Raw genomic sequence first — 22293 nt, forward strand, 5'->3', positions numbered from 1 at the left:
TCCAAACGTCTATTTTATATGCTGAAACTCCTGCGCCTCTACAAACATGTGAGACCACCGCGGCACCGACCCGACTCGTCGGCCGCTCTCGCGAGAACGACATTCATACGTGACGCCGGCGCGTACGGATGCCCATGACTGACGCCGGCGCCGCCGACGCCGCCGACTCCGACGCGCCCGAGGACCTCACCGACCTCTACCGCGAGTACGGTGACGATCGACTCCCGCCGGGGCAGCGCGAGACCGACCGCTTCCCCGTGCTCTCGAAGAGCGGCACCCCGGCGTGGGACCCCGAGACGTTCGAGTTCGAGGTCTGGGGCGCGGTCGAGAACCCGCTCGGGTATTCGCTCTCCGCGTTCCGGGATCTCCCCGCAGCGACTCAGCGGCAGGACTTCCACTGCGTGACCGGCTGGAGCAAGTTCGACTGCACGTTCACCGGGGTCGAGTTCGGCGAGATCGTCGATCGCGCGGGCGTGCACGACGACGCCGACCACGTCCTGTTCCACGCGCTCGACGGCTACACCACGAACCTCTCGCTGGAGGCGTGCGCCCGCGAGGGCGTGCTGTTCGCGTACGGGTTCGACGGCGACGACCTGCCCGCCGACCACGGCGGCCCGATCCGCGTCGTCACCCCGCACAAGTACGCGTATAAGGGGGCGAAGTGGGTCTCCGGCGTCGAATTCCTCACCGACAAGGCGCTCGGCTACTGGGAGAAGCGCGGCTACAGCGACACCGCGAACCCCTGGAACGAGGAGCGCTACAGCTAACGCGTCGGAACGCCCGGTACTGCGATAGTCAGGATAAAGGTTCCTCGGACCCGATCAACGGTCAATGGAACGGGTGCGTTCGTCCCCGGCGCCGACCCTCGTCAGTCGCACGACCGGGATCGAGAGGCCCGCGTTCGCGGCCGCCTTCGACGCCCTGCCGGCGCCACGGACGGCGTGGAACGCGCCGGACGACGCGCTCGTGCTCGCCAGCGGGGCGGCCGCGACGCTGACCGCGAGCGGCCCGGACCGGTTCGCAGCGATCCGGACCGGGGCCGACGAGCTGTTCGACACCGGCGACGTCCACGCGGGGACCGAGGCCGCCCGCCCGCGGCTGTTCGGCGGGTTCGCTTTCCACGAGGGCGGATGCGACGGCGACCCGTGGGGGCCGTTCCCCGAGGCCCGGTTCGTCCTCCCGCGCGTGCAAGTCACGTTCGCGGACAACGGCGCGTGGCTCACGGTGAACGCGGTCGGCGACGACGCGGACCCCGACGCGGTCGAAGCCCGGCTCGCCGAGGAACGCGATCGGATCGCCGGCCTCGCGGCCTCCGCTGACCGCCCGCCGCGACCGGGGATCGCCGCGACCCGCCGGACGACGAGCCGCGAGGCGTGGCGCGACAGCGTCGAGGCCGCGGTCGAACGGATCCGCGGCGGCAGCCTCCGGAAGGTCGTGCTCGCACAGGCGCTGGAGGCGGACCTCGCCGCGTCGTTCCCGCGGGCGGCAACGCTGGACCGGCTCGCGGAGAAGTACCCGGACTGCCACCGCTACTACTTCGAGCCCGACGCAGGCGGGAGCGCCTTCTTCGGCGCGACGCCGGAGCGGCTGGTCGCGCTGCGCGGCCGGACCGTCGAGACCGACGCGCTCGCGGGGACCACCGGTCGCGGGGAGACCCCGGCGGAAGACGAGTGGCTCGCACAGGAGCTGCTCGACGACGCGAAGAACGTCCACGAGCACGAGCTCGTCGCCGATACCGTTCGCGAGCAGCTGGAGCCGTTCGCTGCCTCCATCTCTGCCGGCGAGCGACGCGTCCGGCGGCTCGCCACGGTGCAGCATCTCCACACCCCGATCACGGCCGAACTGAACGCGGACCGCCACGTCCTCGATCTCGTCGAGGCGCTCCACCCCACCCCGGCCGTCGGCGGGCTCCCGCCGGACCGCGCGCTCGAAACGATCCACGATACGGAGCCGTTCGACCGCGGCTGGTACGCCGCGCCGGTCGGCTGGATCGACGCCGCCGGCAACGGCGCGTTCGCGGTCGCGATCCGGTCCGCGGTGACGACCGCTCGTCGCGCCACCCTCTTCGCCGGCGTCGGCCTGGTCGCCGACTCCGACCCGGACCGCGAGTGGGACGAGGTCCAGCTCAAGTACCGGCCGATCCTCGACGAGCTGGAAGGCGAACGCTGACGATCTGCCTCCGGTCGGCATTCGGGCCGCTACTGGAACATCTTCAGCGGCTCCGCCTGCGAGCTCTCCTCCGTCGCCTCCTGCATCCGCTTCGCGAACGCCTGCTTCGCGTCCCGGATCTCGGTCGCCTGCTCGACGAGGCCGTCGGTGGGCGTCTCCGTCCCGGCGATCGGGTCGATGCCGTCCTGAATGAGGATCCGGGCGGCCTCCGGGTCGGGGAACTGCGGGTCCGACTCGACGATGAGTCCGACCGCGTCGCGGCCGCGCTCCAGCGACTCCGAGAGCATCGCGCCGGTCGGCCCGGAGACGAGCCCCGACTCCGGCGGAGCCCCGACAGCCGTGCGCTCGAGCGCGTCGCTGCCGCTCCCGGTCGCGACGCCGTACAGGTCGGGCGGCGTCTCGTCCTTCTCGCGGCCCAGCCCGGAGAGGAAGACGGGGAACGCGCGCGTCTCTCCGAACCAGTCGTCGAGACAGCCGGCGACCTCGGTGGCCGCGCCGGGCTTCACCGGCACGTCGCTGCGGAGCGCGACGAGGTCGCGTTCGGGGTCGGCGTACAGCCGCACCGGCGTCGTCAGTGACGGCTGCGACTCCCGGTAGACGGCCACGCGCGGGAGCCCGTCGCAGTGGACGTTCGCGTAGTGTGTCATCTCGTGGGCCTCGATCATGTGGTCGGTCGCGATCTTCCCCACGAGTCCGACGCCCGGGAACCCTTCCACCAGCGTCGGCTCGTCGAGCGATACCTCCTCGTCGAGGACGGAGATGCGTGCCATACGCTCCCGTACTCCGGGCAGCGACCTAAAGGTGGGGCGCGAGGAGGGCACCGCCGTCCCGAAACCGACTAACCATCCGCCGCGCAAGAGGGGTCATGAATCCGTTAGAGCGGTACGAGCCGCTCGTCGACGACGCGGCGGCGTTCCGCGCGGCCTGTGACCGGTCGCTGCCGTCGGTCGTCCGCGTGAACGAGATGGCGGCCTCGCCGGCCCGCGTCCGCGAGGCCTTCGACGACGAGGGGGTGGCGTACGAGCCCGTCGACTGGCACGACGGCCTCTTCCGGCTTCCGGACGGCAACCCCGGCGGGAACTGGCCGTACGTCCACGGCTGGACCCACGGGCAGGAGGAGGTGTCGGTGCTGCCGGGGCTCGCGCTCGATCCGCGGCCCGGCGAGCGCGTCTGGGACGCCTGCGCGGCGCCCGGGAGCAAGACCACCCAGATCGCCGACGCCATGGACGACGAGGGGACGGTCGTCGCCAACGACAACAACCTCGGGCGGCTCTCCGCGCTCCGGCACAACGCCGAGCGCCTCGGAATCACGAACGCGATCGTCACGAACCAGGACGCGCGCAACTTCTCGACGAAGCCGCTCGCGTTCGACGAGTTCGACCGCGCCCTCGTCGACGCCCCCTGCTCCTGTGAGGGTACCTGCCGCAAGAACCCGGACGTGGTCGACCAGTGGACGCTCGATCACGTCCACGCCGTCGCCGGGATCCAGAAGGGGATCCTCGCGCGCGCCGTGCAGGCGACCCGCCCCGGCGGCACCGTCGTCTACTCCACCTGCACGTTCGCTCCGGAGGAGAACGAGGCGGTGCTCGACCACGTGCTCGGCGAGGAGGATTGCGAGCTCGTCGCCTTCGATCTCCCCCTCGACACGGTTCCCGGCGTCACGGAGTGGGACGGCGAGACCTACGACGAGTCGGTGACGCGCGCACACCGCGTCTACCCGCACCACAACGACACGGGCGGGTTCTTCTGTGCGAAGCTGCGCGTCGGCGGCGCGGACGAGGACGGAGCGAGCGACCGCGCCGCGGAGGTGGGGGTATGAGCGACGACACCGGCTCCGCCGGCGACGCGGACGCCCCCGCACCCACCAACGACGGACAGCGCTTCGACCGCCTCCCCGAGACCCCCGCCGACCGCGAGGTCGAGGGGCGCGCGAGCCGGCGCGAGGTGCTCGACTGGTTCGAGGAGCGGTTCGGGATCGACCCGAGCGTCTTCGAGGCGTACAGCTTCTGGGAGAAGGGCGCGGGGAAGGTCTGGATCTTCAACGGCGAGGCGACCGACCCCAGCGCGGTGGAGGCGATCGGGATGACGTTCCTCCGGACGCGACAGGAGCACTGGAAGCCGACGACCCGCGCGGCCACCCGATTCGGGGGCCACGCGACGACGAACGTGATCGAGCTCGACCCCGAGCAGGCTTCGCGGTTCGTCGCGGGCGACGACCAGGACCTCCCGGCGTGGGACGGCGACTGGGGGTACCTGATCGCGACTCACGAGGTCGCCGGCGATCCGGCGCCGATCGGCGTCGGGCTCTACCTCTACGACGAGCTGCGCTCGGTGGTGCCGAAGGGGAGTCGGGCGGACCTGCCGGTCGTCGACTGACCGGCCTCGGCTTCTGAAAAAATCACCCATCGGAGCGCCGAGCTCCGTCGGTATCTCGCTCGATTGCACGCCTCAGATCGAGGTGTCTTTCGGCGGCTTGGTAGCGAGGTTGCTGATCCCGTACGCCGCCAGCAGCACCAGTCCGAGTAGGATGGTGTACGACCGAATGCTGAGGCTGATCAGGGTCTCGTGGACGACCTGCCCTTCACCCGACACCGGATGAGGTGCTCCCGCGATGATCTCCAGCAGCCCCATCCCGACCGTGCCGATCAGGAGGAGTGCTCCGCCGCCGTACAGTCCGACTCGTTCCATTGTTGTGAGTTCGCTCATTGTTGTGGCCTCGTCACCCGATGAAGTACCGCAGCCGCGGATGGTCCCTGACGAACGATGTCTTCGCGAGGTACGCGTCGACGCCGAGCACGCGCCCGGCACCGAGCGTCGCGATCATCGCGAATATCAGTAGCCCCAGCAGGTCACCGGTGATCACGCCGTGCGCCCAGCCGCCGGTCTCGCCGTTGATGAAGTAGAAGAACGTCATCAGGAACGCGCCGAAGAACGCGGCGAGCCGCGTCAGCGCCCCGACGATCAGTCCCAGTCCGATCAGCGTCTGCCCGAGCGGGACCATGACGTTGGTGAACGATAGCAAGATCCCGTCCGAGAACAGCGTAACTACCGGCCCGAGGCTCGTCTGTGCCGCCGCGCCGCCCACGAACCAGCTCGCGTCGAACGGCCACGCGAGGAACTTGTCGAGCCCCGCGTGGAGGAACCACCACCCGACGATCAGCCGCAGTAAAACGAGCCAGTAGGCGAATCGCGACTCCTCTACCGGGAACGATACGTCTCTGCCGAGCAACTGTGTCCGGATATTCGTAACCATGGGTTGCCCCGATCAGTAATCAGTATTGTCAAAATATATAAAACTCCCTTCGTTCCCGTATAAGAGTAATCCGCAATCGGCACTCTACTCTTTCCGCGTCACCGTCCCGCCGCCGAGACCTTCCCACTCCACCCGAAAGCCGAGCCGGGAGAGCGCGGCGCTCGCGTCGTCGAGCCCGTACTCGTCGAGCACGGTCTCGGCCGTCGAGAGCGACATCCCGGCCTCCAGCCGTTCGCCGACGCGCTCCAGCACCGCCGGCCGCACGAGCGTGCGACCGATTCGCTCGTGGTCCGGGAAGGATTTCCCCTCGATCGCCTCGACGCTCACGGCGTGTTCGTCGGCGAGGTCGGCGAGCGCGATCGCGTCCGCGTCCGGCGACAGCGACTCGGGGAGGTCGGCGGCCGCGTCGGCGACGAACTCGGCCTCGTACTCGCGGAGCACGTCGACGATCTCCTTCACCCGGACGGTCCCGGTGTAGCTCACGACGCGGTGGTCGCGCGCGGCGATCTCCTCGCCGACGCCGAGGCTCTCGTCGACGGCGACCAGCAGGTCCACGTCCTCCACGTCCGCGAGCTGGCCGAGCTTCTTCTCAACGTACTCGGGGGTCCAGAACCCCATCACCTCGAAGAACAGCCGGAAGTCGGCGTGGTCGTAGTCGAACGCGAAGTCGGGGATCATCACCCGGGTCCCGGTCTCGAGCGGCTCCGGCTCCCGGACCAGGGTCCAGTCGAGGTCGAGCCCGCGGAACCGCCCGGCGAAGTCGGCCTCGACCCCGCTGTCGAAGTCGGGCTCCGCGACCGGCTCGACGCCCGGCACCGTCACGTCACCGTCGGAGAGGCGCATGGTGCGCTCGCGGCCGCGGTCGTCGATCGTCGCCGTCAGCTCCCACTCTGCGGATGCCGCGACGGTCCGGAGCAGTCGCGCGAACGCGGTCCCGTAGCGCCGGGTGCGAGAGAACAGCGCGTCCGGTCCCGTCACCACCAGTTCGCGCCCCTCATGCGTCGTTTCGATCTCGTACATCAGCCGGAGCCGCTTGACCGCCGAGACGAGCCGCTTCGGGTCGTTCGATCGGACGCGGACCTCGGTGGCGTCGAAGAGGGCGGTCTGCGCGAGCGAGAGGTCGTACTGTTCGAGGAGGGTGTCCGGGTCCCACCGCACGTCGGCGTCGACGAGGACCTCGTTGACGGCGCGGTCGGCGTACAGCGACGCCTCCACGTCGGCGCGGTCGATCCCGAGGGCGTCGGCGGCGCGGTCGATCGCCGTCTCGCGCTCGGCCTCGCTCGCGACCCCCACGGCCTCCGCGGCCTCGAACGCGGCCCGCCGGACGCGACGCGGCGGGACCGGCGCCCGCGTCTCGAAGCCGCACTCGCGTTCCACGAGCGCCGCGAGTCCCCGAACGAGCTTGAAGTCGCCGCCGGATTCGGCGGCGTCGGCCTCCAGCGCCGTCAGCGCGTCGTCGAGGTCGCCGCGCCGCTCCCCGACGTGGGACTCGAAGGTCCCGAGCACCCGCGCCGCGAGCGGGCGGTGCTCGCGGGTCGCGAAGCGCGGGCGATAGCCGCCCCCGGCTCGCGAGACGCGCAGGAGGTCCTTGCGTAACACGGCGGCGGCTACGCGATCCCCGGCCTAAAACCGGCCGGTTCTCCCGGTGCGACACGCTTAACTCCGAAACCCGTCGATCGAAGCGTAATGAGTACCGACGCGGCGAGTGACGCGGACGCCGGCGGTGAGGGCGGCGAGGACGGGGGCGGGAGTTCCGGGAGCGACGAGCCCGAGTCCTTCGTCCGGACCTGCGAGCACCTCGTCGACCGGATCCTCGCGGGGGAGATCGACCGCGACGACCTCGAGTCCGCCAAGCTCGACGCCTGCTCGAAGTTCTCCTCGCCGAAAGTGCCGAAGAACACCGACATCCTCGATCACGCGCCCGCGGAGCACCGCGACGACGTGATCGAGGTCGTGCAGCGGAAGCCGGTCCGGACCGCGTCCGGCGTCTCGCCGGTCGCGATCATGACGTCGCCGAAGCTCTGTCCGCACGGGAAGTGCCTCTACTGTCCGGGCGGGCCGGCCTCCGAGTTCTCCTCGGCGCAGTCGTACACGGGCCACGAGCCGGCCGCGGCCCGGGGCGAGCAGAACGACTACGACCCGTACGGGCAGGTCACCCTCCGGCTCGAACAGCTCCGGAAGATCGGCCACCCGGTCGACAAGGTGGAGCTCATCCTGATGGGCGGGACGATGACGGCGCGCTCGCACGACTACCAGGAGTGGTTCGTCAAGCGCGCGCTGCAGGCGATGAACGACTACGACCTCGACAAAGAGCCCGAACCGGCGGAGGGGGAGTCGTTCGCGCCCGCCCCCGAGGAGACCGAGTTCGAGTATCTGGAGGACGTGATCGCCACGAACGAGACCAACGAGATCCGCAACATCGGCACCACCTTCGAGACGAAGCCGGACTGGTGCGATCCGGAGCAGATCGACCGCATGCTCGATCTCGGCGGGACCAAAGTCGAGGTCGGCGTCCAGACCACCTACGAGCGGATCAACCGCGAGATGCACCGCGGTCACGGCAACGAGGCCTCGCGGAACGCCAACCGCCGGCTGCGCGACGCCGCGTTCAAGGTCGGCTTCCACATGATGCCGGGTCAGCCGGGCATGACGCGGGAGATGTGTATCGAGGACTTCCGCCAGATCTTCGAGAACCCCGACTGGCGCCCGGACTACCTGAAGATCTACCCGACCCTCGTCGTCGAGGGGACCCGGGTGTACGACCGGTGGCACAGCGACGAGTTCGAGCCGCTCTCGAACGAGGAGGCGGCCGACGTGGTCGCCGAGGCGATGGACCACATCCCGAAGTACACGCGGCTCCAGCGCGTCCAGCGCGACATCCCCGCCGACTTCATCGAGGGCGGCGTCTGGAAGTCGAACCTCCGTCAGCTCGCCGACCAGCGGGCCGAGGAGAAGGGGATCACTCAGCGCGACATCCGCGCCCGCGAGGTCGGCCACAACGACGCCGATCCGGACCCGGACGACGTGGTGCTCGACGTGATGACGTACGAGGCCGGCGGCGGGACGGAGCATTTCATCTCGTTCGAGGACCCCGTCCGCGACCTGCTCGTCGGCTTCTGTCGCCTGCGGTTCCCCTCCTTCGCGCCCGACCAGCCCGGTGCCCCCGGCACCGAGGACGACGCGATCCGCCGCGAGCTGGAGGACGCCGCGCTGATCCGCGAACTCCACGTGTACGGCAGCGAGGTCGCCATCGGCGGCGACGGCGACTGGCAACACCAGGGGTACGGCACGAGGCTCCTCGAACGCGCCGAGGAGCTGGCCCGGGACGCCGGCTACCGGAAGATGGCGATCATCTCCGGGATCGGCGCCCGCGAGTACTACCGGAACAAGCTCGGCTACCACCAGGACGGGCCGTACGTGTCGAAGCGGCTGTAGCGCGCCCGGACCGACCGCCCTCGCCGCGGCGGTCTCACGGTCGACGCCCCGCCGTCACAACGACACGCCTTTTTCCGGGCCGGCTGTCTCCATGGAGTATGGACCAGAAGCGGGAGCTGTCGAGCATCGACCTCGGCGCGCTCGTCACCGAGCTCAATCGGTACGAGGGCGCGAAGGTCGACAAGGCGTACCTCTACGACGACGACCTGCTCCGGCTGAAGCTTCGCGACTTCGACCGCGGACGAGTGGAGCTCATGATCGAGGTGGGCGACATCAAGCGCGCGCACGTCGCCGACGCGGACCACGTCGCGGACGCGCCCGGCCGCCCGCCGAACTTCGCGAAGATGCTCCGAAACCGGCTGTCCGGCGCCGACTTCGCGGGCGTCGAGCAGTACGAGTTCGACCGGATCCTCACCTTCGAGTTCGAGCGCGAGGACCAGAACACGGCGATCGTCGCCGAGCTGTTCGGCCAGGGGAACGTCGCCGCGCTCGACGAGACCGGCGAGGTCGTCGGGGCGCTGTCGACGGTCCGGCTCAAGTCCCGGACGGTCGCGCCCGGCGCGCAGTACGAGTACCCCGCCTCGCGGCTCAATCCCCTGGACGTGAGCCTCGGCGGATTCAAACGCCACATGCGGGAGTCGGACAGCGACGTGGTTCGGACCCTCGCCACGCAGCTCAACCTCGGCGGGCTCTACGCCGAGGAGGTGTGTACCCGCGCCGGCGTCGAGAAGGAGACGCCCATCGACGAGGCCACCGACGACCAGCTCAGCGCGCTCCACGACGCGCTCTCCCGGATCGGCGAGCGGCTTCGCTCGGGCGACGTCGACCCGCGGGTGTACGAGGAGGCGCTCGACGACGGATCCGACGCCGAGAGCGAGGAGCGCGACCCCCGCGTCGTCGACGTGACGCCCTTCCCGCTCTCGGAGCACGAGGGGGTCCCGAGCGTCGGCTTCGACTCGTTTAACGCCGCCGTCGACGAGTACTTCTACCGGCTCGAACACGAGGAGTCCGACGCGGGCGAGGCCCCCACAGACGCCAGCCCGTCCCGCCCCGACTTCGAGGAGGAGATCGCGAAACAGGAGCGGATCATCGAACAGCAGCAGGGGGCGATCGAGGGGTTCGAGGAGCAGGCGGAGGCGGAGCGCGAGCGCGCGGAGCTGCTGTACGCCAACTACGACCTCGTCGACGAGGTGCTCTCGACGGTGCAGGAGGCCCGCGAGAACGAGGTCCCGTGGGAGGAGATCGCGGAGACCCTCGACGCCGGCGCCGAGCGGGGGATCCCCGCGGCGGAGGCCGTCGTCGACGTCGACGGCGGGGAGGGGACGGTGACGGTCGCGCTCGACGACGAGGACGGCGGCTCGGTCCGCGTCGAACTCGACGCGAGCGCGGGCGTCGAGGTGAACGCCGACCGCCTCTATCAGGAGGCCAAGCGGATCGAGGGGAAAAAGGAGGGCGCGATGGAGGCGATCGAGTCGACCCGGCGAGAGCTCGAGGCGGTCAAGGAGCGAAAGGCCGAGTGGGAGGCGAACGCGGCGGCCGACGACGGGAGCAACGACACCGACGAGAGCGAGGAGGAGGAGGAGTACGAGACCGACTGGCTCTCGCGGTCCTCCATCCCGATCCGGAGCCCCGACGACTGGTTCGAGCGGTTCCGCTGGTTCCGGACCTCGACGGGGTACCTCGTCATCGGCGGGCGCAACGCCGACCAGAACGAGGAGCTCGTCAAGAAGTATATGGGTAAACACGACCGGTTCTTCCACACGCAGGCGCACGGGGGACCGGTGACGCTCCTGAAGGCCGCCGGGCCCTCTGAGTCGGCCGACCCGGTCGACTTCTCGGAGGCGACCCTGCGGGAGGCCGCGCAGTTCGCGGTCTCCTACTCGTCCGACTGGAAGGACGGGCGCGGCGCCGGCGACGCGTACATGGTCGATCCCGATCAGGTGTCGAAGACGCCCGAGAGCGGCGAGTACATCGAGAAGGGGAGCTTCGTGATCCGGGGCGACCGCACCTACTTCGAGGACGTGCCCTGCCGGGTCGCCGTCGGCGTCCAGTGCGAGCCCGTCACGCGCGCCATCGGCGGGCCGCCCTCTGCGATCGTCGACCGCGCGGCGACGAGCGTCACGGTGGAGCCGGGGATGTACGCCCAGAACGACGCCGCGATGATGGTGTACCGCGAGCTGAAGGGGCGATTCGCCGACACGTCGTTCGTACGGAAGGTGGCGAGCGCCGACCAGCTGCAGGAGTTCCTGCCGCCGGGCGGTTCCGATATCGTCGACTGAGGCGGCCCTCCAGTCGTCGAGACCGGAGAGCCTCCGCCGCCCGGAGCGCGACCCTTTCAAGCCTCCGCCCCCGACTCCGCCCATGAGCTTCGAGGCGCTGCCGGACGGCTGGCGGGTGTGGAACGAGGAGCCGAGCGGCCGGGCGATCCTCGTGTACCGCCCGGACGTCTTCGGCGGCGACGACCTCCCGGCCGAGTGTCTCCCGACGATTTACCTGACGAACGGGGCTCGCAACGCCCGTCCCGGATCGGGCCAGTACGCCACCGAGGAGTGGCACGTCGTCCTCTTCTTGGAGCCCGAGATCGAGGCAGTCTCGGAGACGCACGAGAGCCGCGAGGCCGGCGCGGCCGCCGCCGTCGACGTAGCGGGGCGGTTCGCCGCCGGCGACGTTGACTACCGAGCCGCCTATCAGGTGCCGCGCGAGGAGTACTTCGATCGGTTAGACGAGTACGTCGGCGGGGAATAACGCGTCGCGGTCGGTCGTGGTTGAGGGTGTCTGGCGCGGTCGGCGTAGGTCATCGTCGAAGCGATGAGGTCGCTGCTGCGTCGGGGTTCTCCCCCGAGCGATCCAAGTATGTGAACACTTTTGCGTTTTAAACGGGTGATTGTGCCACGAACACGAGGGTTTTTATCGACTCACGCCCCACCGAGGTGTATATGCAAGCCGGTGGGGACAACACCGTCGACGAGCCGCGAGAAAAGTGCGGCGTCGTCGGCGTCTCGCTCGCTGACCGCGAGGCCGCGCGACCGCTGTACTACGCGCTGTACGCGCTCCAACACCGGGGACAGGAGTCCGCGGGGATCGTCACGCACGACGGGTTCCAACAGCACAGCCACGTCGAGCGCGGGCTCGTCGGCGACGCGTTCGACGAGGGGAACCTGGAGTCGCTGTCGGGCGGCACGGGGATCGGGCACGTCCGGTATCCGACCGCCGGCAGCCTCGACAAGAGCTGTGCGCAACCCTTCTCCGTCTCCTTTAAGTCGGGATCGCTCGGGCTCTCGCACAACGGGAACCTCGTCAACGCCGACGAGGTGCGCGAGGAACTCGCGGCGGCGGGCCACGCGTTCACCTCCGACGGCGACACCGAGGTGATCGCCCACGACCTCGCGCGCAACCTCCTCGAAGAGGACCTCGTCCGCGCGGTCAAACACACGATGAACCGCATCCACGGCTCCTACTCGCTGGCGATCACCCACGACGACACGGTGCTCGGCGTGCGCGACCCGCTCGGGAACCGCCCGCTCTGCCTCGGGAAGATCGACGGCGGCTACGTCCTCGCCAGCGAGTCGGCCGCGATCGACACCCTCGACGGGGAGTTGATCCGCGACGTTCGCCCGGGCGAACTGGTCGTGTTAGACCCCGACGGGAGCGGCTACGACACCTATCAGCTCGTCGAGCGCGAGTCGACCGCCCACTGCTTCTTCGAACACGTCTACTTCGCACGCCCCGACTCGGTGATCGACGAGAACCTCGTGTACGAGGTGCGTCGGAAGCTCGGTCGGAAGCTCTGGGAGGAGTCCGGCACCGAGTCGGACGTGGTGATGCCCGTCCCGGACTCCGGGCGGGCCTTCGCCTCCGGCTACGCCGACGCCGCCGGCGAGACGACTGCGGAGGGCGAGCCCCGCCCCGAGGGGGACGCCGGCATCGAGTTCGCCGAGGGGCTGATGAAGAACCGCTACGTCGGTCGGACGTTCATCATGCCGACGCAGGACGAGCGGGAGCGCGCCGTCCGACTGAAGCTCAACCCGATCAGATCGACCGTCGAGGGGAAGTCGGTCACCATCATCGACGACTCGATCGTGCGGGGGACGACCTCGACCCAGCTCGTCGAGCTGGTCCGCGAGGCGGGCGCAGAGGAAGTCCACCTCCGGATCGGCGCGCCGGCGATCGTCGCTCCCTGCTACTTCGGGATCGACATGGCGACCCGCGAGGAGCTGATCGCCGCCGACGCCTCCACCGAGGAGATCCGCGAGGAGGTCGGTGCCGACTCGCTGTCGTACCTCTCGATCGACGCCGTCGCCGAGGCGCTCGGCGAGAGCCGCGCGGACCTCTGTCTCGGGTGTGTCACCGGCGAGTACCCGTTCGACGTGACGGGCGAGGAGATGGACCGCGCCGTCGACGGCACTGTGTCCGACGCGACCCCGGCCGACGACTGATCCGGTTCCGGTCCCGCGTCTCGCACGCGCTCCGTCCGCGACCGCTGCATTCTCACCGCGCGGCGGCGGAATCGGGAATTTAAATACGCCCACGCCGGGAGGTACGCGTATGACATCCGACGCCGACGAGACGACGATGAGTCGCCGCGGACTGTTCAGGGCCGGCGCCGCGGGGGCCGCCGTCGCAACGGGCCTCGCCGCCGGGTCCGGCGGGGCGGCCGCCCAGTACGACGGCTGGCTGGACGACGTCGACAACTACGACGGCACCCACGACTACACCGGGCAGGACGAGGTCACGGTCGCCGTCGGCGCGGTCGACGGCCTCAAGTTCGGACCGGCGGCGATCCTGATCGACCCCGGGACGACGGTCGTGTGGGAGTGGACCGGGCAGGGCGGCGCGCACAACGTCGTCGCCGAGGACGGGACGTTCGACAGCGGCGAGACGGTCAGCGAGGAGGGGACCACCTTCGAGTACACCTTCGACGACGCCGCGGACGGAGACACGTTTAACTACCTCTGCGAGCCCCACGAGGCGGTGGGGATGAAGGGCGCGGTCGCGGTCGGATCGGTCGACGACGACCTCGTGACGCCCGGCGGTGACGGCGGTGACGGCGGGGACGGCGGCGACGGGAGCGACGGCGGGGACGGCGGCGACGGGAGCGACGGCGGTGACGGAGGAGACGGCGGCGACGGCAGTGGCGGCGACAGCGAGTCCGCCGGTCGCGACCTCAGCGCAAACGACATCGGTGCGCTCGCGCTCGGCTTCGGCTTCGCCGGCGCGCTGCTCGTCCCGCTGTTCTACGCCGCCCACAAGATGGCGAGCGACGAGTAGACCGGGTCACCGACCGACTTCCTCATCGGGACCGAGCCGCGAGTTCACCACGGCGAAGATGGCCGCCAGCCACAGCCCGAGCTCGACGTAAAACGACGGGGTCGGGACGTAGAACCGCGCGAACTCGATCGGCGGCAGCGCGAGCGGGTCGGCCCGCGAGACGACCGGCCACAGGAGAAACAGCGCGTCGTTCGCTCGTCCGTTGACCGCGACGTGGAACGCGTCGAGCGCGAGGTGCGACCCCCAGCCGACGGCGACCGCCATCCCGTGTCGGTGTCTCACGGCGAGGGCGACCGCAAGGGGCGCGAGCAGGAGGGAGTGGCCGACCGACTGGTAAACGTCGAGGATCCCGAGCGCGCCGAGCGGCTTGTCGACGATGTCCGGGAGCGCGGCCCCGACGACCAGCCCGCCCGCCGAGAGCGCGGCGGCCCCCGGAAGCCGCCGGCTGACCGGCGGGTGGTCCGCCAGCCGGCGTATTCCGACGGCGACGAGGATGTGGGTCGGGAATAACACGTCGGTTCGTACGGCCGACGAGGGCTTCAACCTTCGTCGGCCGGGTCGGGAAGGGACGCCTCAGAACGCGTGGTACAACATGACGTACACACCGATCCCCATCGTGAAGGAGATCAGCCAGAGCACCGCGGCGACGGCGCCGACCTGTGCGTGTCGGGTGTGGTACAGATCCTCGTACGGGCGGGTGGCGGCGAGCAGCAGCGCGTAGAAGACGAACGGGACGCAGGCGATCGCGAGCAGAATGTGAACGGCCAGAAACGGGAGGTAGACGTACGTGTACACCGTCTCCGGGCCGGGGAACTCGACGGTCCCGACGAGGATCAGCCGGTAGAGGTAGCTGAGGAGGAACGCGACGAACAGCCCGAACGACGAGAGCATGAACCCTCGGTGTCGGGCGACGTTCCCGCGCGAGATCGCCCGCCAGCCGAGCAGGATGGTGGCGATCGCGGTCGCGGATATCGCGGCGTTGAGGTGCGGAAGCGCGCCGAGGACCGCGTCGCTCGCGCGCGGGAGCACGCCGCTCGGAATCGCGCCGCCGACGGCGCCGAACACGAGCGCGAGCGCGACGACTGACAGGAGGGCGGTCAGCAACGGGACGTTCTCGCGGGCCCACTCGGACATGGAAGTCACGACGGACGCCACTCCCAAACGCGTGCCGGTTCCGACCGATCGGTTCGTCGGCGTGTCTCTCTCGATCGATGGGAACCTTCGACACGGCCTCCCCGAATGGAAGGGCTTTTAATTAGGGGAAGGGTACGTGGAGATGCGACAGAACACCGCGAGCGTGGGTAGCCAAGCCAGGCCAACGGCGCAGCGTTGAGGGCGCTGTCCTGTAGAGGTCCGCCGGTTCAAATCCGGTCCCACGCATCGCACGGGGCACACCCCCACGATGCACGGTGTTGTCTCTACGACAGCACCCACGCATAATTCCTCCCGACCGCTACTCTAACAGTACTGTCTCTAGCGTGACTATGTCGTCGGTCACACTGACTATGTTGGTAAGTCTCCACTGCGCCGCTGCAGCCCTGTTGTGTTTATCGCCGGAGGACTTATTGACTATCCGACACAGCAACCGACATATCGTCGATGAATCAAGACAATAATAACGCTGAGGCAGCACCCACAGCTACCACCAGCCTCTCCCAGCGTATCAGTGGCTTTGTCCTCAACGGTGTCGCTTACACGCTGTTTGGACTCGGTATCCTCGGCTTCTACACGTTTTTTGCTCCGTTTCTCGGAACACCAACTATCGACTTGATCACTGAACTCCTCCCCACTATCGCGGCACCGACTGAGGCGGAGGGAGTAGTTGTGAACGCCTCACCGTTGATCGCTGGCGTCGTTGCGACGTTCGCAGGCGTCTGGCTGCGTTAGGTTTCTCCCTGCGTCGCCCAGCCACTCGCTTATAAGCCGCTGCTAGCAGATCGCCGGAAAACCTTCCAAAGCCCCAGTCGCGAGGACTCGCGCGACTCGCTGCGCGCTTCAGTCGCTCTCTCCGTTCGCTCCTTCCAGTGCTTACGTCGTCGGGCTTCGCCCTCGCGACTGCCCCTTTGAGTCCCGCCCCGCACAGCACCGCAACCGCACCTCACGCCTCCCCAGCCTCGTCGGCCTCCCTTCGGTCGGCCGACTCCCTCGCACGCGCTCCTCGCGCCCTTATCAGGGCGCTCGGAGGCGCGCGCCACCGCGTCAGTCATTTATAAATCACGGCGAGGCCTCTGGTCGCGGCGTCCACATTCCGGTCCCACCTCGCCGCGCGAACTGCCACCCTTTTAGTCCCGTGCCGCCGGAGTGAGGCGTAATGAGTACGGACGCGACCCCCGAGTACGACTACGAGGAGCTGGGGCTCGTCGCCGGGCTGGAGATCCACCAGCAGCTCGACACGGCGACGAAGCTGTTCTGCGACTCCCCGACCGCCGAACGCGACCCCGAGGAGGCCGACCGCGAGATCACCCGCAAACTCCACCCGACGAAGAGCGAACTCGGCGAACTCGACGACGCCGCGATGGAGGAGAGCCGCGTCGACCGCGAGTTCACCTACCTCGCGTACGACACGACCTGCCTCGTCGAGGAGGACGACGAGCCGCCTCGGCGCGTCGACGACGAGGCGCTCGCCGTGGCGCTTCAGATCGCCGACCTGCTCGACATCTCCGTCGTCGACCAGGCCCACGTCATGCGGAAGCTCGTCATCGACGGCTCGAACACCTCCGGCTTCCAGCGCTCGATCCTGCTCGGTCAGGAGGGCGAGATCGAGACGAGCGAGGGGCGCGTGTCGATCGCGGACCTCATGCTCGAAGAGGAGTCGGCGAAGCGGGTCGAGGAGACCGAGGAGGGCGTCGTCTACTCGCTCGACCGGCTCGGCGTCCCGCTCGTCGAAATCGGGACGGGGCCGGACATCCGAACCCCCGAGGGCGCTCGCGAGGCCGCCGGGCGCATCGGAATGCTGCTCCGCTCGACCGGCGCGGTCAAGCGCGGGCTCGGCACGATCCGACAGGACGTGAACGTCTCCATCGCCGACGGCGCCCGCGTGGAGGTGAAGGGCGTCCAGGACCTCCAGGGGATCGAGGACATCGTCCGCGGCGAGGTCGGGCGGCAGGCCGAGCTCCTCGACATCCGCGACGAACTCCGCGAGCGAGACGCGAGCGTCGGCGACGTGCGGGACGTGACCGACACCTTCGCCGACACCGAGTCGGGGGTCATCCGCGGCGCGCTCGACTCGGGCGGAAAGGTGACGGCGGTCCCGCTGTTCGGCTTCGACGGGCTCGTCGGGCGCGAGATCCAGCCGGACCGCCGGCTCGGTACGGAGCTGTCCGACCACGCGAAGCGCCACGGCGCGGGCGGCATCTTCCACACCGACGAGCTGCCGGCGTACGGCGTCACGGACGAGGAGGTCGCCGCCCTGCGCGACGCGGTCGGCGCCGGCGAGGACGACGCGGTCGCCATCGTCGCCGCCGACCCGGAGACCGCCGACCTCGCGATCGAGGCGGCGGCCGACCGCGCCGAGACCGCCATCGAGGGCGTCCCCGAGGAGACCCGCGGCGCGAACGACGACGGCACCACCCGCTACCTCCGGCCGCTGCCGGGCGCGGCGCGGATGTACCCCGAGACGGACGTGCCGCCGGTCGAACCCGACCCGTCCGACGTGGACCGCCCGGAGCTGCTCGACGAGAAGGCCGACAGGTACGCCGACGAGTTCGGCCTCGACGCCGGCCTCGCCGAGCAGGTCGCGTTCGGCCAGCGCTTCCCGCTGTTCGAGACCGCGGTCGACCGCGGCGTCGACCCCACCTTCGCCGCGTCGACGCTGGAGTCGACGACGACGGAGATCCGCCGCGACGGGGCGCCCGTCGAGAACCTGACCGACGACCACTTCCTCGACCTGTTCGCGCTCGTCGAGGACGGCGACCTCGCGAAGGAAGGGGTTCCCGAAGTGCTGACGACGCTCGCGGAGGACCCGTCGCTGTCGGCGGCCGAGGCGGTCGAGGAGGCGGGCCTGTCAGGCGTGAGCGAGGCCGAAGTTCGGGAGGCCGTGGTGGAAGTCGTCGAGCGGAACGCGGACCAGATCGAAGAGGAGGGGATGGGCGCGTTCTCCGGGCTCATGGGCGAAGCGATGGGCGCGCTCCGCGGGAAGGCCGACGGCGAGGTCGTCTCCGACGTGCTCCGCGAAGAGATCGGGAAGCGGTCGTAGGCGCCGCGTTCGAGTCCGAGCGCGGGGCGTCGCGCCGGCCGCACGCTGTTCTCTCAGTCGGTTAGCTCCGCGATCAGGGTGTCGAGGTCGTACGTCGCCGGCGCGCGGGGCTCGTCGCGCAGGGTGGCGATCGTGAACGTCGAGTTCGTGCGCTCGACCTGGGGGATCGCTTCGAAGTCGCTGATGAGCCGTTCGACGGTGTCCGACGAGGAGAGCCGCGCGAGGACGACGAAGTCGGTCTCGCCCATCGTGAAGAACGCCTCGGTCACCCCCTCCACCGCGAGCAACTCTTCCGCGAACTCCTCGTAGGGGCCCTCGTAGTCCGCGAGCACCTCGACGATCACGGTGACGCCGAGCCCGAGCGCCTCGTGGTCGAGGTCGTACAGGTCGTTCTCGATCACGCCGTCCTCGCGGAGGTTGTTCAGCCGGTAGTGGATCGTCGACACCGGAATGTCGGTCTCCTCGTGGAGCCGCTCGGGGCTCCCGGTGCCGAGGTCCGAGATCGCCTTCAACAGCCGCACGTCGCGCTCGTCCATACCTCCCGTTCGCGTGATGGTCTGTTATATATTACGACCGATATACTTGTATCCAGATTCAAAATAGCCGCCCCTTTCGAAGGCAAGTCGCATTAGATTCGTATGTGTGATTGTTCATTTCCAATATGGGGTGATCCGGGAGAATAGTTTAACTATCTCTGCCGATTTCGAATAGACAGCCAATGGATCTGCGGAACCTCATTTCCACTCCCGAATCGATCGTCGCCGCGTTCGTTCTCCTCGCGACCCTGTGGGGCACCTCCTTCGTCGCCATCGAGGCCGGACTGCACTACTTCCCGCCGCTCCTGTTCGCCGGCGTGCGCTACGCCGTCGCCGGCGCAGTCGTGCTGGGCTTCGCCGCGGTCGTGTCCGACAGGACGCTTCCCCGCGGCCGCGACGAGTGGCTCGGCGTCGCGGTCGCCGGGGCCTTCGTGATCGCCGCGTACCACGGCCTGCTGTACGTCGCCGAACTCCACATCACGGGCGCGGTCGCCGCCGTGATCGTGAGCCTCGCACCCGTGTTGACCGCGACGTTCGCGGCGCTCCTCCTCCCGAACGAACGGCTCGGCCCCCTCGAAATCGGCGGGTTCGCGCTCGGGATCCTCGGCGTGATAGTGATCGCCGACCCGATGCAGGCGGGACTCGGAAGCTCCGCCCTGCTCGGCGCCGTCCTCGCGTTCGTCGGTGCGGTCGCCTTCTCGCTCGGCGCGGTGCTGCTCCGCCCGCTCCGCACCGACCTCCCGATCGCCGCGCTGCAGGGGTGGGCGATGGTGTCCGGCGCCGGGATGCTGTTCGTCGGGGCCGCCCTGCTGGGTGAGTCGCCCGGGGCGATCGTCTGGAACACCACGTCGATCGTGTCGCTGTCGTACCTCACCCTGTTGTCGGGCGTCGTCGCGTTCCTGATCTACTTCGCGCTGCTCGACGAGGTGGGCCCGGCCCAGCTCCACCTCGTCGGCTACGCGGAGCCCGTCGTCGCCGCGGTCGGGAGCTGGGTCCTGCTCGGCAGCCTGATCGACGGCGAGGCGATCATCGGGTTCGTGGCGATCCTCGTCGGCTTCGTCGTCCTCGAACGCCACGAGATCGCCGCCTACGTCGGCATCGAAGACGCGCTCGGTGCGCGCTAACGGACGGCAGAAGCGACCCATCGCACCGAGCGTGTAGAGCACCGAGCGTCACCGGCGTTTTTCCGGGGGCTGTCCTCAACCGCCGACATCCGCCGTCAGCCCCGCCCGGAGGTCTCGACCGAAGTAGTGGCCGAGCAGCGCCAGCACCAGCCCCGCCCCGCCGCCGACCGCGAGCAGCGGGAGCCCCCACTGCGAGAGGTAGTCGATCCCGATCGGGAGGAAGCCGATCCCGAGGACGCTGGTCACCGCGGTGCCCGCGCCGGCCGCGACCCCGGCGAGGCCGGTTTCGACGTATTTCCCCGCTGAGAAGACCAACCCGACCAGGAACGCCGCGAGAAACACCCCGGCGGCCGAGCCGATCGTCCCTCCGATGAGCGGGATCGCGCCGCCGGCGAACACGCCGAGCGCGACGGCGGCGAGCGCGACGGCGAACGACTTCGCGGAGAACCAGCGTCCGTCCATCCCGACGCGACCGGCGGGTCCGCGCCCCTCGCTCGACCCCGAGTCGCTCCCGGTGTCCGAACCGTCCCCGGTGTCGCCGTCACCCCCGCCGTTCGCGAGGTCGTCGTCGAGGAGGTCGTCGAGGTCGTCCATCGGGTCGCCGTCGGACGCCTCGCGCTCCTTGGAGGGTTGCATGCCCGAGAATTCGCCCGTGAGACCTTGTGTCTTGCGCCGAGCCCGAATCGAAGCGCCGATCGGCGGTTCTGCAGCGGGTCCATGCGATACGATACCGCTCGCCGTTTCACCGGAAACCCGGTGTCCCCGGGTCGGACCGCGACCGGTTCCACCGCGGTAGCCGCGCGCGAGTACGGCTCACTCCGAAGCGGGCGAGGGTTCCCGAGAGCCCCACACCAGCTTGTCGACGAGTTCGACGGTCATCGCCTCGTCGATGGCCACCTGACAGGAGAGCCGCGGGTAGCCGAACCGGTCCGCCACGCTGTCGTGCCAGTGTTCGGGTGCGGGCCCCTCGCGGATCCGGACGCCGCAGGTCGCACAGAGCCCCCGGCCCCGGCAGTTGAGTCGGTGCGTCGCGGCGGCGTACGGCGACAGCCCCGCCTCCAACAGCACCCGACGGAGGTTCCGTCCGGGGGCGACCGCGAGTTCGGTGCGCTCGTCGCCGTCGAGGACGGTCAGCGGAACGGTGTCGTCGCCGGAGCCGGTCATGCGATCGGGATTCGGGCTCCGAACGGATAGGACTGTGCTCGCTCCGCCCTCGCACCGACAAGCCGGTCGGTTCGCCGGCGTGACGCGAAGCGGGACCCGGAACGGCTTTCCGGGTCCGCGTCGACCCGGACGACATGGACACGCGTCGCGCGCTGCTCGACGCCCTCGGCGACGGCCCAGTCTCCGGCCCCGCGCTCGCCGCCGACCTCGACGTGTCGCGAGCGGCGGTGTGGAAGGCGGTCGAGTCTCTCCGGGAGGAGGGGTTCGCGGTCGAGTCGACGCCCGAGGGGTACGTCGCTCCCGATGACCCCGGCTACTCCGCCGCCGGCATCGAGTTCGGGCTCGACGCCCCCTACGCGATCGAGTACCACGCCCGGCTCCCGTCGACCAACGACCGCGCCCGCGACCTGGCGACCGAGGGGGCTGACGGCGTCGCGGTCGTCGCCGACGAGCAGACCGGGGGACGGGGGCGGCTCGACCGCGAGTGGGTCGCGCCGAGCGGCGGGGTCTGGCTCTCGCTCGTGACCCGACCTGACGTGCCGCCCGCCCGCGCCCCGCTGTTCACGCTCGCGGCCGCGGTCGCGACCGCGGACGCCTGTCGGGAGGCGGGCGTCGACGCCCACATCAAATGGCCGAACGACGTGCTCGTGGGCGGTCTCGACGGAGAGCCCGATAGCGACGCCGACACCGAAGGTCGCGGCGGTCGCAAGCTCGCGGGCATCCTCACGGAGATGCAGGGCGAGGCCGACCGCGTCTCGTGGCTCGTCGCGGGGATCGGCGTCAACGCGAACATCGGCTCCGACGCTCTCCCGCCGGGCGCGACCTCCCTGCGGGAGGAGCTCGGCGACCCCGTCGACAGGCGCCGGTTCGCCGCGACGCTCCTCGAACGCTTCGCGGCGCTCGCGGGAGCGCCGGACCGGATGGACCGGATCCTCCCGGCGTGGCGCGAGCGCGCGAGCACGCTCGGTCGCCGGGTCCGCGTCGACACCCCGAACGGGCCGGTGACGGGTACCGCGGTCGACGTAGAGTCGCCGGGCACGCTCGTGATCGACACGGACGCCGGGCCCCGCCGGGTCCACGCCGGCGACTGCGAACACCTGCGCGACGCCGGCGACTGAGCGTCGGTCGGGGTCACCCGCGACAGACGGA

Annotated in this window: 22 protein-coding genes and 1 tRNA gene; 14 read left to right on the top strand and 9 right to left on the bottom strand. The window is 69.7% G+C overall.

The window, feature by feature from the left end:
* The first annotated feature begins 134 nt into the window (after positions 1–134).
* Positions 135–767, top strand: coding sequence for a molybdopterin-dependent oxidoreductase (locus ACT4MF_RS08920; RefSeq protein WP_444682500.1), 633 nt, complete (start codon positions 135–137; stop codon positions 765–767).
* A 64-nt stretch (positions 768–831) separates the two neighbouring features.
* Positions 832–2169 carry an isochorismate synthase gene (locus ACT4MF_RS08925; protein ID WP_444682499.1) on the top strand — a complete coding sequence of 446 codons (1338 nt, stop codon included), beginning with the start codon at positions 832–834 and terminating at the stop codon, positions 2167–2169.
* Positions 2170–2198: 29 nt separating this feature from the next.
* On the opposite strand, the gene ACT4MF_RS08930 is transcribed toward ACT4MF_RS08925, so the two are convergent.
* A complete protein-coding gene (locus tag ACT4MF_RS08930) occupies positions 2199–2939 on the bottom strand; it encodes a proteasome assembly chaperone family protein (protein WP_444682498.1) in 741 nt (246 codons plus the stop codon).
* A 95-nt stretch (positions 2940–3034) separates the two neighbouring features.
* Here ACT4MF_RS08930 and ACT4MF_RS08935 point away from each other — a divergent pair, with 95 nt between their 5' ends.
* Together ACT4MF_RS08935 and ACT4MF_RS08940 are read left to right on the top strand one after the other, a co-directional pair.
* A complete protein-coding gene (locus ACT4MF_RS08935) occupies positions 3035–3988 on the top strand; it encodes an RsmB/NOP family class I SAM-dependent RNA methyltransferase (protein ID WP_444682497.1) in 954 nt (317 codons plus the stop codon).
* Complete coding sequence (locus ACT4MF_RS08940; protein ID WP_444682496.1) at positions 3985–4545, top strand: DUF7122 family protein; 561 nt, start codon at positions 3985–3987, stop codon at positions 4543–4545. The genes ACT4MF_RS08935 and ACT4MF_RS08940 overlap by 4 nt, the downstream gene beginning before the upstream one ends.
* 72 nt (positions 4546–4617) lie before the next feature.
* Here ACT4MF_RS08940 and ACT4MF_RS08945 read toward each other — a convergent pair whose 3' ends face one another.
* The 3 genes from ACT4MF_RS08945 to ACT4MF_RS08955 all read right to left on the bottom strand — a co-directional run bounded on the left by ACT4MF_RS08945 (position 4618) and on the right by ACT4MF_RS08955 (position 7021).
* Positions 4618–4875 (bottom strand): hypothetical protein, encoded by a 258-nt coding sequence (locus ACT4MF_RS08945; protein WP_245851582.1) that lies wholly within the window; start codon positions 4873–4875, stop codon positions 4618–4620.
* A 13-nt stretch (positions 4876–4888) separates the two neighbouring features.
* A complete protein-coding gene (locus ACT4MF_RS08950) occupies positions 4889–5422 on the bottom strand; it encodes a DoxX family protein (protein WP_099255203.1) in 534 nt (177 codons plus the stop codon).
* An 84-nt stretch (positions 5423–5506) separates the two neighbouring features.
* Positions 5507–7021: a DUF790 family protein gene (locus ACT4MF_RS08955; protein WP_444682495.1), complete on the bottom strand. Its 1515-nt coding sequence runs from the start codon at positions 7019–7021 to the stop codon at positions 5507–5509.
* Positions 7022–7108: 87 nt separating this feature from the next.
* On the opposite strand from ACT4MF_RS08955, the gene ACT4MF_RS08960 reads away from it, so the two are divergent.
* From ACT4MF_RS08960 to ACT4MF_RS08980, 5 genes are all read left to right on the top strand, one after another.
* Positions 7109–8857 (top strand): tRNA uridine(34) 5-carboxymethylaminomethyl modification radical SAM/GNAT enzyme Elp3, encoded by a 1749-nt coding sequence (locus tag ACT4MF_RS08960; protein ID WP_444682494.1) that lies wholly within the window; start codon positions 7109–7111, stop codon positions 8855–8857.
* A 98-nt stretch (positions 8858–8955) separates the two neighbouring features.
* Positions 8956–11136 carry a ribosome rescue protein RqcH gene (gene rqcH, locus ACT4MF_RS08965; protein ID WP_444682493.1) on the top strand — a complete coding sequence of 727 codons (2181 nt, stop codon included), beginning with the start codon at positions 8956–8958 and terminating at the stop codon, positions 11134–11136.
* Positions 11137–11218: 82 nt separating this feature from the next.
* Positions 11219–11602, top strand: coding sequence for a DUF5820 family protein (locus tag ACT4MF_RS08970; protein WP_099255198.1), 384 nt, complete (start codon positions 11219–11221; stop codon positions 11600–11602).
* 191 nt (positions 11603–11793) lie between these two features.
* A complete protein-coding gene (gene purF / locus ACT4MF_RS08975; protein WP_444682492.1) occupies positions 11794–13293 on the top strand; it encodes an amidophosphoribosyltransferase in 1500 nt (499 codons plus the stop codon).
* Positions 13294–13402: 109 nt separating this feature from the next.
* Positions 13403–14125 carry a halocyanin domain-containing protein gene (locus ACT4MF_RS08980; protein ID WP_444682491.1) on the top strand — a complete coding sequence of 241 codons (723 nt, stop codon included), beginning with the start codon at positions 13403–13405 and terminating at the stop codon, positions 14123–14125.
* A gap of 6 nt (positions 14126–14131) precedes the next feature.
* Here the strand turns inward: ACT4MF_RS08980 and ACT4MF_RS08985 are convergent, their stop codons facing one another.
* Together ACT4MF_RS08985 and ACT4MF_RS08990 are read right to left on the bottom strand one after the other, a co-directional pair.
* Positions 14132–14638: a metal-dependent hydrolase gene (locus tag ACT4MF_RS08985; RefSeq protein WP_444682490.1), complete on the bottom strand. Its 507-nt coding sequence runs from the start codon at positions 14636–14638 to the stop codon at positions 14132–14134.
* 60 nt (positions 14639–14698) lie between these two features.
* Entirely contained in the window at positions 14699–15259 is a 561-nt protein-coding gene (locus tag ACT4MF_RS08990) for a DUF420 domain-containing protein (protein WP_444682489.1), read from the bottom strand.
* 161 nt (positions 15260–15420) lie between these two features.
* Between ACT4MF_RS08990 and ACT4MF_RS08995 the strand changes: the two genes are divergently transcribed.
* The 3 genes from ACT4MF_RS08995 (at position 15421) to gatE (ending at position 18320) form a co-directional block, all read left to right on the top strand.
* Positions 15421–15505 (top strand) — tRNA-Leu (locus ACT4MF_RS08995).
* A 219-nt stretch (positions 15506–15724) separates the two neighbouring features.
* Positions 15725–16012 (top strand): hypothetical protein, encoded by a 288-nt coding sequence (locus tag ACT4MF_RS09000; RefSeq protein WP_444682488.1) that lies wholly within the window; start codon positions 15725–15727, stop codon positions 16010–16012.
* 424 nt (positions 16013–16436) lie between these two features.
* Positions 16437–18320: a Glu-tRNA(Gln) amidotransferase subunit GatE gene (gatE, locus tag ACT4MF_RS09005; RefSeq protein WP_444682487.1), complete on the top strand. Its 1884-nt coding sequence runs from the start codon at positions 16437–16439 to the stop codon at positions 18318–18320.
* Between the two features lie 53 nt (positions 18321–18373).
* On the opposite strand, the gene ACT4MF_RS09010 is transcribed toward gatE, so the two are convergent.
* A complete protein-coding gene (locus ACT4MF_RS09010) occupies positions 18374–18856 on the bottom strand; it encodes an Lrp/AsnC family transcriptional regulator (protein ID WP_099255210.1) in 483 nt (160 codons plus the stop codon).
* Positions 18857–19038: 182 nt separating this feature from the next.
* Here ACT4MF_RS09010 and ACT4MF_RS09015 point away from each other — a divergent pair, with 182 nt between their 5' ends.
* Positions 19039–19980, top strand: a complete 942-nt coding sequence (locus ACT4MF_RS09015; protein ID WP_444682486.1) for a DMT family transporter — start codon at positions 19039–19041, stop codon at positions 19978–19980.
* Positions 19981–20055: 75 nt separating this feature from the next.
* On the opposite strand, the gene ACT4MF_RS09020 is transcribed toward ACT4MF_RS09015, so the two are convergent.
* Together ACT4MF_RS09020 and ACT4MF_RS09025 are read right to left on the bottom strand one after the other, a co-directional pair.
* Entirely contained in the window at positions 20056–20616 is a 561-nt protein-coding gene (locus ACT4MF_RS09020; RefSeq protein ID WP_099255208.1) for a DUF8526 domain-containing protein, read from the bottom strand.
* Between the two features lie 177 nt (positions 20617–20793).
* Complete coding sequence (locus ACT4MF_RS09025; RefSeq protein ID WP_444682485.1) at positions 20794–21144, bottom strand: 2Fe-2S iron-sulfur cluster-binding protein; 351 nt, start codon at positions 21142–21144, stop codon at positions 20794–20796.
* 134 nt (positions 21145–21278) lie between these two features.
* Here ACT4MF_RS09025 and ACT4MF_RS09030 point away from each other — a divergent pair, with 134 nt between their 5' ends.
* Positions 21279–22262, top strand: a complete 984-nt coding sequence (locus ACT4MF_RS09030; protein WP_444682484.1) for a biotin--[acetyl-CoA-carboxylase] ligase — start codon at positions 21279–21281, stop codon at positions 22260–22262.
* Positions 22263–22293 lie beyond the last annotated feature (31 nt).

The sequence above is a fragment of the Halorubrum sp. FL23 genome, from assembly GCF_052439115.2.
GTDB lineage: Archaea > Halobacteriota > Halobacteria > Halobacteriales > Haloferacaceae > Halorubrum > Halorubrum persicum.